Genomic DNA, 13,652 nt, shown 5'->3' with positions numbered 1-13,652 from the left:
TCTAGTTTTCAAAGAACAAGCTCCATGCAAAAGCAAGCTGTTTTGAGAGTTTGAGCTCTCAAAACTGAGCAACGAGTGAGTGTTTTGTAGCTTAGCTACATATTTGAATGTTTCCGTTGCAGGAAACGATTCTCCATAGAAAGGAGGTGATCCAGCCGCACCTTCCGATACGGCTACCTTGTTACGACTTCACCCCAATCATCTATCCCACCTTCGGCGGCTGGCTCCTTGCGGTTACCCCACCGACTTCGGGTGTTATAAACTCTCGTGGTGTGACGGGCGGTGTGTACAAGACCCGGGAACGTATTCACCGCGGCATGCTGATCCGCGATTACTAGCAATTCCGACTTCATGCAGGCGAGTTGCAGCCTGCAATCCGAACTGAGACCGGCTTTGTTGGGATTGGCTCCATCTCGCGATTTCGCAGCCCGTTGTACCGGCCATTGTAGTACGTGTGTAGCCCAGGTCATAAGGGGCATGATGATTTGACGTCATCCCCACCTTCCTCCGGTTTGTCACCGGCAGTCTATCTAGAGTGCCCATCCGAAATGCTGGCAACTAAATATAAGGGTTGCGCTCGTTGCGGGACTTAACCCAACATCTCACGACACGAGCTGACGACAACCATGCACCACCTGTCTTGAATGTTCCGAAGAAAAGGTACATCTCTGCACCGGTCATTCAGATGTCAAGACCTGGTAAGGTTCTTCGCGTTGCTTCGAATTAAACCACATACTCCACTGCTTGTGCGGGTCCCCGTCAATTCCTTTGAGTTTCAGTCTTGCGACCGTACTCCCCAGGCGGAGTGCTTAATGTGTTAACTTCGGCACCAAGGGTATCGAAACCCCTAACACCTAGCACTCATCGTTTACGGCGTGGACTACCAGGGTATCTAATCCTGTTTGCTCCCCACGCTTTCGCGCCTCAGCGTCAGTTACAGCCCAGAGAGTCGCCTTCGCCACTGGTGTTCCTCCACATATCTACGCATTTCACCGCTACACGTGGAATTCCACTCTCCTCTTCTGCACTCAAGTCACCCAGTTTCCAGTGCGATCCGGGGTTGAGCCCCGGGATTAAACACCAGACTTAAATGACCGCCTGCGCGCGCTTTACGCCCAATAATTCCGGACAACGCTTGCCCCCTACGTATTACCGCGGCTGCTGGCACGTAGTTAGCCGGGGCTTTCTTCTCAGGTACCGTCACCTTGAGAGCAGTTACTCTCCCAAGCGTTCTTCCCTGGCAACAGAGCTTTACGATCCGAAAACCTTCATCACTCACGCGGCATTGCTCCGTCAGGCTTTCGCCCATTGCGGAAGATTCCCTACTGCTGCCTCCCGTAGGAGTCTGGGCCGTGTCTCAGTCCCAGTGTGGCCGATCACCCTCTCAGGTCGGCTACGCATCGTCGCCTTGGTGAGCCGTTACCTCACCAACTAGCTAATGCGCCGCAGGCCCATCCCCAAGTGACAGATTGCTCCGTCTTTCCAGTTCTCTTCAGGCGAAGAAAACAATTATTCGGTATTAGCTACCGTTTCCGGTAGTTGTCCCAAACTTGAGGGCAGGTTGCCTACGTGTTACTCACCCGTCCGCCGCTAACCATCAGAGAAGCAAGCTTCTCTTCAAGTCCGCTCGACTTGCATGTATTAGGCATGCCGCCAGCGTTCGTCCTGAGCCAGGATCAAACTCTCCAATAAAGTATTGAAAAGAGCGATAAGCTCATTTTGAATCTGACGAGATTAAAAATCTCATTTGTACTCCAGTCGATCCAAGCCAAGGCTTGTCTCAAACTTTCGCGTTCATTCTGCAAGCAGAATGTTTACTCACTCGTTGTTCAGTTTTCAAAGATCAAACTTGTTTCGCTGCCGAACGTTGTTCTCTTCAGCAACTTTTATATCTTATCACATCCGAACCAACTTTGCAAGCTCTTTTTTTAAGTTTCTTTCGAAGCTTATTTCATTTGCTTGCCGCACCGTGTAAACCGTGTTTTCTTGGCCGGAATTAGAATATACCATGTACAGATTTTGATTGCAAGTCTTTTTTTGAACTTAAATTATCGATCTATTTGATCCCAATTGGACGTACATGTGGTATTCTCCCAACTTGGCTTGTTTCTATGCACGTCCATTTGTTTTTTTATCGTTTAGCATTCCGGACTGGAACCTTTCGTGGCCATAAACTATAGCTAAAGCTTATCAGAAAATCGATACCCAGTATCATTCCCCACACTTTAATCAGATTATAGAAGACGGCTGTCCGCTCAGCATCACCAATCCACCATATCATGGTGAATAGAAATACGCTGCCTATAGACCAAGCCAAAAGATGTCTAACCCATCCCCTGCGCTCACGACTTGCATGTTCTCTGCCATATAATTTGCTGCTACGAGGATTCTCCCCGCCTTTGAACCAATATAGGAAGTATCGATCTGCCCAAGCGATCATCTGATGACCATAAGCAACGCTTACCCCTATATACACTGCAGCAATACCATGAATCACGCCTGCTGTAGCTCCGCGCTGAAGATCTATAATTGTAGCTACTAGCAATAACAGATCCACAATCGGTGTTGCCATTAACAAACCGATGCCTAACCGCTTCATGCCAAGGATATACCTGACACTCAGACCAGCAAACACAAACACCCAAAAGGCAATCTCACAACCTATAATGAAATAACCAATCATTTCAGCCTCTCCTTTTAATAGTACGTTTGTATTAAATACAATTTAGCACATTTGTATCATAATAATCAACGATGTTATACTACGCCTATGCCAAAAATTGTTGATCACGATAAACAACGTGTGCTCGTGGCCGAGGCAGCTTGGCGTATTATACGAAGAGATGGCATGGAACAGGCCTCTGTTCGGAATATCGCTGAAGAAGCAGGAATTTCGGTCGGTTCAATGCGTCACTACTTTTCCACTCAGTCGGAACTACTACTATATGCCATGAATCTGGTATCCGAACGGGTATCCCGTCGGGTCCAACAAATGTCCTTCACTGGCTCTCCCATGGACAATATGAAATGCCTATTGCTTGAGTTCTTACCAAACACGGAAGAAAAACTGGCCGAAATGGAGGTGTGGTACGCTTTTACAGCCAGATCCAAAACTGACCCCACGCTCAAGGAACTTGCCGATACAGTGTATGATGAACTCCGACAAGCTGTAGGCTCTGTTATCACTTACCTGATTAAACTTGATCTCTCCATACCTGATCTGAACAAAGAACTGGAGATCGAGAGATTGTATGCACTGGTGGATGGCTTGGGTATACATACCGTGCTTAGACCCGATCAGATGAATGCCAAGCTCATGGACGATGTTCTCACCTTGCATCTTGCTTCCTTGTGTCGTTAAACAAAAAAACCGCAGTACATTCGTTGTGACTAAAGCCTGTTACGATCACAGGAGTTAGTTCTGAATGTCTGACGGTTTTTCTTTTTATCCGATAATGATCCGGCCCTCCGGATGACGATACAGTTTCTTCTCTTTGCGCGGACGAAGAGCATACGCGATGGTTAATGGCCCAATCCGACCTACAAACATCGTAAAGGTGATAATGATTTTTCCCCAATTGGTCAACTCATCGGTTACTCCCACGGAAAGCCCCACCGTACCGATTGCGGATGCAGCTTCAAACATCAGTGAAAGGAATGGCGCATCCTCTGTCGTAAGCAGAAGCATCACCACAATCATGAATATGATCAGCGAAACCATAATAATGGTCAATGCCCTCATAAGCAGTTCCTTCGGAACACGTTGGCGGAAAAACACGATATCCTTATTCCCCCGAATCATGGCATACACCGCACCGATCATGATCAGGAATGTAGTCGTCTTGATTCCGCCCCCAGTCGATCCCGGGGATGCCCCAATAAACATCAGCAGGATGAAGAAGAATTGGGTAGCCTGCCTCATCTCCGTGATATCGATGGTACTTGTTCCAGACGAACGTGTAGAGACAGACTGGAAGAAGGACGCATAGATCTTCTCGCTCCAGGTGAGTGAAGCCAGTGTGTGTCCATTGGTGAATTCAAAAACAAACAGTACAATCGCTCCTATCCCAATCAATGCTCCCGACACAGACAGCACCAGTTTGGACTGTAGGGAAAGGCGACGGCGTTTGCGATACTCAAACAGGTCATTCAATACAACAAAGCCGAGTCCACCAGAGACAACAAGTACAGAAGCGGTCAGATTGAATATCCAGTCTCCGGTGTAGTATTGAAAGCTGTTGCCGAACAAATCAAAGCCGCCATTATTAAACAATGAAACAGAGTGGAATATTCCATAGTATACGGCCTGACCAAACGGCATCTCCGTTGCCCAGCGCAGCGCCAGTATGACAGCAGCCACCCCTTCAATGGTAAAGGAGAAAATCAACACCTTACGGATAATGCGTACGATCCCTTCCATACTGTCTGCATTAATGGCTTCTTTGAGCAAAAGCCTGTCCTTGAGCGAGATTCGCTTGCCCAATACTAGCGCAAAAAGGGTAGCCATGGTCATGAAGCCCAGTCCACCGAGCTGCATTAATACCATAATGACGATCTGACCAAACAAATTAAACGTCGTCCCAACATCCACAACGACTAGTCCAGTCACACATGCGGCAGAGGTTGATGTAAAGAGAGCATCAATAAACGCCAAATGCTCACCGCTTTGGTTGGAGATGGGCAACATGAGAAGCACCGTTCCAATCGCAATAATAAGCAGAAAGCCACCGACCAAGATTAACGGAGGGGATAGGAATTTGGCAAAGTGAAGCCTGAACTTCATGAAGGGCACCTCTTTTAACAAAATACGAACAGGTTAAACTTAATAAATCCGCCTATGTAAACCTAAAGAGGAACTTGCCCCAGCATGATACTGAACGGCAGGTTCCTCTTCTATTATGAACGTATAATACGTTCCTTATTTAATCTTGCGTACGAGGACGCATGTGCGGGAAGAGCAGTACGTCACGAATCGACGGGGAGTTGGTAAGCAGCATGATCAGACGATCGATACCGATTCCCAGTCCGCCTGTTGGTGGCATACCATATTCGAGCGCACGGATGAAGTCGTCATCCATCTCATGAGCTTCGTCGTTCCCATGTTCTTTCTCCAGCATCTGTGCTTCAAAGCGCTGACGCTGATCGATTGGATCATTCAGCTCTGTGAAGGCATTGGCATGCTCGCGTCCAACGATGAACAACTCGAAGCGATCCGTGAAGCGTGGATCCACATCGTTTTTCTTCGCCAGCGGTGAAATTTCAAGAGGATGTCCCATAATGAATGTTGGTTGAATCAACGTTTCTTCTACAAACTCTTCGAAGAATGCATTCAGAATGTGACCGAATGTCATATGCTTCTCAACCGGAACCTTATGCTCCTTCGCCAAGCTGTGTGCTTCCTCATCCGTCATGTGTACAGAGAAGTCTACGCCCACAACTTCCTTAACTGCATCCACCATCGTAACACGGCGCCACTGCGGCTTAAGATCCACTTCATAATCGCCATACTGGATCACTTGCGTACCCAGTACTTCCTGTGCGATATGAGCAACCAGATTTTCAGTCAAATGCATGATATCTTTGTAGTCGGCATATGCCTCATACAATTCAATCATCGTGAACTCCGGATTATGACGTGTGGACATCCCTTCGTTCCGATATACACGGCCGATCTCATATACCTTCTCCAGTCCGCCAACAATCAGACGTTTCAGGTGAAGCTCAATCGCGATCCGCATGTACAGTTCCATATCCAGCGCATTGTGATGCGTGATGAACGGACGTGCTGCGGCTCCCCCAGCGATAGTATGCAACGTAGGTGTTTCCACTTCCAGATATCCAAGGGAATCCAGGTAACGACGCATCGATTGAATGATTTTGGAACGTGTGATGAACGTTTGTTGTACGTCCGGGCTCATAATCAGATCAACGTAACGCTGGCGGTAACGCAGTTCAACGTCCGTGAGGCCATGGAATTTATCCGGAAGCGGATAGAGCGATTTCGACAGCACTTCAAGATCTTTCACTTTAACAGAAGTTTCTCCTGTTTTGGTTTTAAAGATCACGCCTGTTACCCCAACAATATCGCCAAGGTCCAGCAGGCTGAATGCCGCATACTTATCTTCAGGCACGGTATCCTGACGAACATAGATCTGGATTCTGCCGCTCAGGTCCTGAATATGCGCAAAGCTTGCTTTACCCATTCCCCGCTTCGCCATAATCCGTCCGGCAATACTGACTTCGATGTGCTTCTCTTCCAGCTCTTCCTTGGTCAGTTCTTCATACTTCTTCAGAATGGAGCCGGCTTCTTCGGTACGTACGTATTTTTGGCCAAAAGGGTCGATCCCCAATTTGCGGAGCTCGTCCAATTTGTCACGGCGAATTTGTAAAAGCTCGCTAAGTTCGGTTTCCTGATTCAAGACTTCATCCGTCATGATCTGTATTCATCTCCTTATTTACATTGCAGGCATCGCGAGAGGACGCTCTTCCTCAAATGTTGAAAAAGCTTCCCTAAGGAAGCTTTTGTTTACCGTGCCCAACTGCTTCGTTGCTATAGCTTTTTAATGTCTATAATTTTATATTGAATTACGCCAGCAGGCACACTTACATCAACAACTGTACCTTTTTTCTTGCCGAGAATCGCTTTACCTACAGGGCTCTCATTCGATATCTTGTTCTGAAGCGGATCTGCCTCCGCAGTACCTACAATCGTATATTCTGTGATGTCGCCAAACTCCAGATCTTCTACAGTGACGGTTGCACCCACGCTTACAGCATCGGTATCGATCTCATCGCTGTTGATAATCCGCGCGTTACGAAGCAATTTCTCCAACGTGATTACACGTCCTTCAATGAAAGCTTGCTCATTCTTCGCGTCTTCGTATTCAGAGTTTTCACTGATATCTCCATACCCGATGGCTACCTTAATCCGTTCAGCCACTTCGCGGCGCTTCACTGATTTCAATGTTTCCAATTCTTCTTCCAGCTTCTTGAGTCCTTCTGGTGTAAGGATAACTTCCTTGTCGCTCATCTCAACCGATTCTCCTGTCATGGGAATAATTTGATTGTACGGCAACGGAATCAGTGCTTGTTACAGAGCTCCGCTCGCATACATCTTCAAAACTATATGAAGTTCTCCAGAGAAATAGAATATTCCTCCTGATGCTATAGCCTTATTAACGCACATGGCGAATTTTATACTGAGAAATTATAGGGGAACGATCTCGAAAAGTCAATGTTACGTCCCCTATAGCTGTAAACGTTTTACAGCTACGTTTACGATTAAGATGCATTTCCGGCCATTACCGGTTCTGACTCCAAATTACCTTCGCTTTTTAGCTGATCCACAAAGTTCTCCAGAATCTGTACCATCTCATCCCGCTTGGTTCCTTCCATAATAACGTCCTTGATGCGGGCAGATCCTTTCAAGCCTTTCAAATACCAAGCCAGATGTTTACGCATCTCGCGTACGGCAACCGTTTCGTTCTTCAGTGCGATCAGGCGATCCATATGCAGGATGGCAACACGGATCTTCTCTTCGCCATTTGGGTCAGGAAGCAATTTACCCGTGCTTAAGTATTGAATGGTGCGATACAGCATCCATGGGTTACCCAGGGCGGCACGACCAATCATAACTCCGTCACAACCCGTTTCATCCAGCATGCGACGGGCATCTTCTGGAGTATGGACATCACCATTTCCGATCACCGGAATAGAGACAGCCTCTTTTACATCTTTGATGTGTGACCAGTCAGCTGTGCCTGTATAGAGTTGCTCACGCGTACGACCGTGTACACTTACCGCCTGCCCACCAGCACGTTCAACCGCGAGCGCATTCTCAACTGCGAAGATATGCTCGTTATCCCAGCCGATACGCATTTTGACTGTCACCGGCTTCTCAACCGCGTCCACAACAGCAGATACCATCTCGTAGATTTTGTTAGGATCAAGCAACCAACGTGCGCCTGCATCACATTTCGTCACTTTTGGCACGGGGCATCCCATGTTAATGTCGATGATGTCTGCATTGGTTTCTTTGTCCACAATTTTGGCTGCTTCTACGAGGGAATCACGATCTCCCCCAAAAATCTGAAGGCTCAGCGGTTTCTCCCGCTCATCTACAAACAACATCTCGCGTGTACGCTGGTTACCATGGACGATGGCTTTGCCACTCACCATCTCCGCGCATACGAGACCTGTTCCGAATTCTTTTGCGATCAAACGAAAAGCCGGATTACATACGCCAGCCATCGGCGCAAGTACGACCTGATTTTTCATTTCAATGCCACCAATGTTAAGCACGGTAGTCGTTCCACTCCTTTTTTAATTCTGTATATATCAAGATATAATGATCGATCAATGTCTTTGTTGATATAGCATGACGAAAACAAAACGGTCCTACTTGCCCTGCAACTCCTCGATACTGATCGACAGCACTCCGGAAATTCGATCCAGCTCTTGCTGTGTTACCTTACGGTTCCCCCGCTCAATAGTTCCCAGAATGGCCAGCGAGATGCCGGTCTCGGCAGCAAGTTCATGTTGTGTTAAACCTTTCAGCTTCCGAAATGCCCGGATTCGATTGGCCAATTGCATGTTTTCCAAAGCTGTATTCCATCCTTTCCATCCAGTACAGACAACGATGAGTGTACAAAGGTATATAGACCTGATTCCTCGCCCTCCGGTACGATATCCGACAACGGTACCAGCACAAAAGCCCGTTCGCCCATACGGGGATGTGGCAATTGAAGCAATTCGGTATTTCGCGTCTCACCATGCATCCAGAGCAGATCCAGATCAACGGTGCGCGGTCCCCAGCGAATATCACGAACACGACCGAGTCGGTTCTCGATATCCAATAATTCCGTAAGCAACTGCTCCGGTGTCAGCATCGCCTGTACGGCGACTGCCATATTCAGAAAAGCTGGCTGATCTACATATCCTACAGGCTCCGTCTCATATAGCGCAGAACAGCGCAGAACGGATATATGAGGGTGTTCATCCAGCAAGGACAATGCTTCAAGCAGTGTCTGTTCCCGGTCGCCCAAATTGGCCCCTAAAGCAATATAAGCCTCTGAAGATTCAGAGGTCGAATGTGCAATCATGATCGGTTCTCACTTTCTTGTGCGGCGAAGCTCTACCGTTACGCCCTCAAAATGAATATCGAATGGCGGATGTGGCTTCGTCACCTTGACTGTCAATGCATTGATAATAGTATAAGTGTCTAGTAAAGAAGATGCAATATGTTCGCCCAAAGCTTCAATTAACTGGAATGATTTATTCTCAACAATCTGTTTTACCAGCTCATGGATCTCAGCATAATTGATCGTTTTGGTCAGATCATCGTTACGTCCAGCCTCACTCAGGTCCATGTCAATCTCCAGATCAATATAGTACCGCTGCCCAAGCTTCCGTTCTTCTGCAAAAACGCCATGATATCCGTAATACTCCATACGGTGCAATACCATTCTATCCATACGATCCGCCTGCCCTCTATATATATTGAAATAGTTCTATTTTGAAGTCATCCCTTTGCTTTGCCTTTGAAAAACGCTGCGCTTCCACTGGACGGGTCACTCGGACCCGCCAGCATTATTTCCTCCGTAGACCCGGAGAAGCATATAACATGGCATCACACATGTCTGCCGTCCGCCGAATCGGCTTCACATCATGAACCCGAACCATCTGGCAGCCTTGGGCAATGCCAAATGCAACAGTCGCAGCCGTTCCTTCCAGCGCATCATCCGCACCAACATCCAGGGTGTTCTGGATGAATCTTTTGCGTGAGGTGGCTAGCAGCACGGGATATCCCATTTCATTGAGCAAACCGAGCGATGACATGAGCGCCAGATTCTCCTTCAGATCCTTCACAAAACCAATGCCGGGGTCCAGGATAATCTGATCTGCTTTCACTCCGGCTGTTAACGCAATCTGTATGCTCTCCTGCAAATCGCTCACGACATCACTCAGATAATCGGTATAATCTCTCTCCTGCCGATTATGCATCAGAATGATGGGACACCCCAGCTCTGCTGCCGTGCGGGCCATATCCGGGTCTGCCTTGGCACCCCACACATCATTAATGATATGGGCACCCGCTAGAATAGCCTGACGTGCAACATCAGCCTTATACGTGTCCACCGATATTGGAATGTGCGGGGCTTGCTGATGTAATGCTTCAATAACCGGAATGATCCTGCTGAGCTCTTCATCGGCATTAACGACCGCTGAACCAGGTCTGGTGGACTCCCCACCGATATCAATCAGGTCCGCGCCGTCCTCCATCATCTGCTTGGCATGGGCAACCGCCCGCTCCACATTGGTATAACGTCCACCATCCGAGAACGAGTCAGGCGTGACGTTAAGAATGCCCATGATCTGTGTTCTTGACCCCAGCTTCAACTCAGCTGGCCCCCATGCATAGTTCCGTTCATAGATGACAGGTGTAAGTGTCATGAAGTATACCCCGCTTTCTGCCGGTACATACCCAGAAGGACTGCTGTAACCGGGCCAATATGTCCGTTGCTAATTATCGTTTCGGTTCCACCCTGATCCCGCAGAGTTGTCACCGGAACCAGCTCTGCCACTGAGCCGGTTAGAAATATTTCATCTGCTTGCAGTAAAACCTCCCAAGCCGCTAGTGTTTCTATGCAGGGGATTCCTCGCTGCGTAGCGATTTCAAGTACCACAGCTCTCGTGATGCCCGGCAGAATGCCGGTTGAGAGCGCTGGCGTGTAGAGCACATTTTCCCGTACCCAGAACACATTGCTGACAATGCCCTCAGCTACATGACCATCACGAGTTAATTGTAGCCCTTCTGCACCCTGTACATACTGCCCGTAGCGGTTCAGCTCTCGTTTCGCCAGAATGCTGTTCATGTAATGCAGCGACTTGAAACGCACGTCTCCTTCAGGCGTGTTGCGAGGTGTAGAAAGACGTTGAAGCATTTTGCCGCTCTCATATACAGAGGGAGAGGACTCAGGTAATGCTTTTGCCAGTACAATATGATTCGGCTTCGAATAATCACCAGCAGGTAGGCCTAGCGGTGCTTCACCCGCTGATACCGTATAACGAACATACGCATCCTGAAGTCCGTTTGCATCCATCAAGCGTAGAATCCAATCTGTCACCTCTGCCGCAGTCGTTGTAAAAGGAATGCCCAGTTCCTCACACCCCGAAGCCATCCGCTCCAGATGCCGTTCCAGAAGATAAGGGGCCCCCTGATATGTCCGAAACGTCTCGAACAGTCCCAGTCCGTACAAAAAGCCGTGATCCGTTACAGGAACCACGGCTGCCGCCATATGAACCAACTCTCCGTTTATCGCGGCATATTGCATGTTATACCTTCACTTGTTGGGACAGGAAGTTGCGAAGCATCTGGTGACCGTGGTCTGTAATAATGGATTCCGGGTGGAATTGAACCCCTTCAATTGCATATTCTTTGTGGCGCAGACCCATAATCTCACCTTCAGCTGTCTCCGCTGTAATCTCTAGACAGTCAGGCAAGCTGCTGCGCTCCACAATCAGGGAGTGATACCGGGTAGCTGTGAATGGAGATGGCAATCCGGCAAATACCGATGTTCCATTATGGTGCATCTCAGATGTTTTGCCGTGCATCATGCGCTCCGCACGAATGACATTACCGCCAAACGCTTGTCCAATAGACTGATGCCCTAGGCACACACCAAAGATCGGGATGCTTCCCTTGAAATGATCGATGACTGCCAAGCTAATGCCCGCTTCGTTCGGTGTACAAGGACCCGGAGAGATCAGAATATGATCAGGTGCCAGTGCCTCTATGCCTGCCAAATCAATCTCATCGTTGCGGCGAACTTCCACCGTCTCACACAGTTCACCCAGATATTGAACCAGGTTGTACGTGAAGGAATCGTAATTATCGATAACCAGTATCATATGCCTGCTCCTCCTCATCTTCCGTCAACACAAGTGACGGTTGCTTCGTTTTATTTTAGTTTAGTTTAACAGCTTCCGTTCGTTTCGCTTGTTCTTGTTCGACAGCTCTATCCGCTTCCGCCTCTTCGCTGTAGTTCACAGCTCTCATCATCGCTCTTGCCTTATTGCGGCATTCCTTGTATTCCCGATATGGATCGGAATCAATAACAATACCTGCACCGGCTTGTACATAGCCAATGCCATCCTTGATGGCAAGCGTACGAATGACGATGTTCAATTCCATATTTCCACTGTAATCCATCCACCCGATGGAACCCGTATATGGTCCACGCCGCACAGGCTCAAGCTCCTCGATAATCTCCATGGTGCGCACTTTGGGCGCTCCTGTAATCGTTCCACCCGGGAATGTCGCAGCGATCACATCAAATGCCGATAATCCTTCTGCCAGCCTGCCTTCCACTTGGGAAACGAGATGCATGACATGGGAATACTTCTCGATGGTCATCAATTCCGGCACATGAACCGAACCGTAGGCCGCAATACGTCCGATATCATTACGTTCCAGATCGACGAGCATAATATGCTCCGCCCGTTCCTTCTCACTGCTGAGCAGTTCATCCGCCATAGCTTTATCCTCTGCTTCATCACGGCCCCTTCTTCGGGTCCCTGCGATGGGACGTGCACTGACTTTGCCATTCTCCACTTTGACCAGAAGTTCGGGAGATCCACTTACCAGTTGAAACTCTGGACTACGCAGCATACCCATATACGGTGATGGATTCACAAGGCGCAGCCATTCATAAATATGCTCAGCGCTCGAATGAAGCCGCTTCTCCTGTCTTAAGGACAGATTCACCTGGAACACATCGCCCTGCCTGATATATTCCTGTACCGTACGCACAGCTTGTTCAAAGTCCTCCTGGGGAAAGGAGGTTTCCCATCCTTCCGATTCCCTTTCCGCATCTTCAGGCTGCGGTGTACGATTGACCTGCTTGTTGCGGCGTTCCAGTGCCTGCTGTTGTTCCTCGGCCTGTGCAGCCCCCATAATATGAAGCCAACGTTTCTGCATCGCTGTCGCTCGTGTTTCTGCCGCTGAATATAGGCTAAGGATATCCGTTTCGTTCCGGTTAGGCTCTATAGCCAGATGAACCATGCAGAAAAGTGCCTGCTGCTCATGGTCATACGCCCATATTTCTTCAAAGCGCATCCACCAATAATCCGGCAAAGCCGGGTTATCTTCAGACATAACTGGAAGCTTCTCCAACGATCTTGCTACATCGTAGCTGAGATAACCTGCGTATCCACCCCCAAAGTCTGGAGCCCCATTAACCTTGGGTGCGCTATACGGCGCAGTCCATCTCTTCAATACATCAAGCGGCTTGCCGCTGTCTGTCGAGGTGGTTCCTTGCGTCACATCATGAATAATCGCTTCTTGACCTTTACCGGAAATAACGGATACGGGGTCTAACCCCAGAAATGTATATCTCCCGCCTTTGCCATTCTCCAGCACAATTGCGTATGGTGACGCCTGCTCCCAGGCTGCCTCCCACGATAACGGTAAACCGCCATGATACGGTCCCTCATCCGACTTCGTGATATAGGGCATCATGGTCCAGCCTTGTCCAGCCCACTCCGTCCAGTCGGCGTATGTTGTCATCAGGTGTGTCATTGCGGTGTGCCGCCCTCCATCTGTCGCTAGTTCTATTGTCTGATAGTATACTAAAGCGCCGCCCCTTTTAAAA

General features: G+C 48.5%; 13 protein-coding genes and 1 rRNA gene. 1 reads left to right on the top strand and 13 read right to left on the bottom strand.

Annotated features, from left to right (window positions below; genetic code table 11):
* Positions 1-139: 139 nt before the first annotated feature.
* Both MHI06_RS00410 and MHI06_RS00405 read right to left on the bottom strand, forming a co-directional pair.
* A 16S ribosomal RNA gene (locus tag MHI06_RS00410) occupies positions 140-1,692 on the bottom strand.
* Positions 1,693-2,131: 439 nt separating this feature from the next.
* On the bottom strand, positions 2,132-2,683 hold the full coding sequence (locus MHI06_RS00405; protein ID WP_340400069.1) for a hypothetical protein: 552 nt from the start codon (positions 2,681-2,683) through the stop codon (positions 2,132-2,134).
* Positions 2,684-2,770: 87 nt separating this feature from the next.
* Here MHI06_RS00405 and MHI06_RS00400 point away from each other — a divergent pair, with 87 nt between their 5' ends.
* Entirely contained in the window at positions 2,771-3,361 is a 591-nt protein-coding gene (locus tag MHI06_RS00400; protein ID WP_340400068.1) for a TetR/AcrR family transcriptional regulator, read from the top strand.
* An 84-nt stretch (positions 3,362-3,445) separates the two neighbouring features.
* Here MHI06_RS00400 and MHI06_RS00395 read toward each other — a convergent pair whose 3' ends face one another.
* The 11 genes from MHI06_RS00395 to MHI06_RS00345 all read right to left on the bottom strand — a co-directional run bounded on the left by MHI06_RS00395 (position 3,446) and on the right by MHI06_RS00345 (position 13,579).
* Entirely contained in the window at positions 3,446-4,783 is a 1,338-nt protein-coding gene (locus MHI06_RS00395) for a TrkH family potassium uptake protein (protein ID WP_145153615.1), read from the bottom strand.
* A 139-nt stretch (positions 4,784-4,922) separates the two neighbouring features.
* Positions 4,923-6,434 (bottom strand): lysine--tRNA ligase, encoded by a 1,512-nt coding sequence (gene lysS, locus MHI06_RS00390; protein WP_062838066.1) that lies wholly within the window; start codon positions 6,432-6,434, stop codon positions 4,923-4,925.
* Between the two features lie 116 nt (positions 6,435-6,550).
* Entirely contained in the window at positions 6,551-7,030 is a 480-nt protein-coding gene (gene greA, locus MHI06_RS00385; protein ID WP_169483019.1) for a transcription elongation factor GreA, read from the bottom strand.
* Positions 7,031-7,281: 251 nt separating this feature from the next.
* A complete protein-coding gene (dusB, locus tag MHI06_RS00380) occupies positions 7,282-8,301 on the bottom strand; it encodes a tRNA dihydrouridine synthase DusB (protein WP_340400067.1) in 1,020 nt (339 codons plus the stop codon).
* A gap of 96 nt (positions 8,302-8,397) precedes the next feature.
* Entirely contained in the window at positions 8,398-8,601 is a 204-nt protein-coding gene (locus MHI06_RS00375; RefSeq protein ID WP_169483017.1) for a helix-turn-helix transcriptional regulator, read from the bottom strand.
* Complete coding sequence (gene folK / locus MHI06_RS00370; RefSeq protein ID WP_340400066.1) at positions 8,553-9,101, bottom strand: 2-amino-4-hydroxy-6-hydroxymethyldihydropteridine diphosphokinase; 549 nt, start codon at positions 9,099-9,101, stop codon at positions 8,553-8,555. Before folK ends, MHI06_RS00375 begins: the two co-directional genes overlap by 49 nt.
* Positions 9,102-9,110: 9 nt before the next feature.
* Entirely contained in the window at positions 9,111-9,473 is a 363-nt protein-coding gene (folB, locus tag MHI06_RS00365) for a dihydroneopterin aldolase (RefSeq protein WP_062838071.1), read from the bottom strand.
* Positions 9,474-9,588: 115 nt separating this feature from the next.
* Positions 9,589-10,452 carry a dihydropteroate synthase gene (gene folP / locus MHI06_RS00360; RefSeq protein WP_340400065.1) on the bottom strand — a complete coding sequence of 288 codons (864 nt, stop codon included), beginning with the start codon at positions 10,450-10,452 and terminating at the stop codon, positions 9,589-9,591.
* Positions 10,449-11,333, bottom strand: a complete 885-nt coding sequence (locus MHI06_RS00355) for an aminotransferase class IV (protein ID WP_340400064.1) — start codon at positions 11,331-11,333, stop codon at positions 10,449-10,451. Before MHI06_RS00355 ends, folP begins: the two co-directional genes overlap by 4 nt.
* A 1-nt stretch (position 11,334) precedes the next feature.
* Positions 11,335-11,910: an aminodeoxychorismate/anthranilate synthase component II gene (gene pabA, locus MHI06_RS00350; RefSeq protein WP_340400063.1), complete on the bottom strand. Its 576-nt coding sequence runs from the start codon at positions 11,908-11,910 to the stop codon at positions 11,335-11,337.
* Positions 11,911-11,965: 55 nt separating this feature from the next.
* Entirely contained in the window at positions 11,966-13,579 is a 1,614-nt protein-coding gene (locus MHI06_RS00345; RefSeq protein ID WP_340400062.1) for an anthranilate synthase component I family protein, read from the bottom strand.
* Positions 13,580-13,652 lie beyond the last annotated feature (73 nt).

Source organism: Paenibacillus sp. FSL H8-0079 (assembly GCF_037991315.1).
Taxonomy (GTDB): domain Bacteria; phylum Bacillota; class Bacilli; order Paenibacillales; family Paenibacillaceae; genus Paenibacillus.
This window is presented reverse-complemented; position numbering and strand designations above follow the sequence as displayed.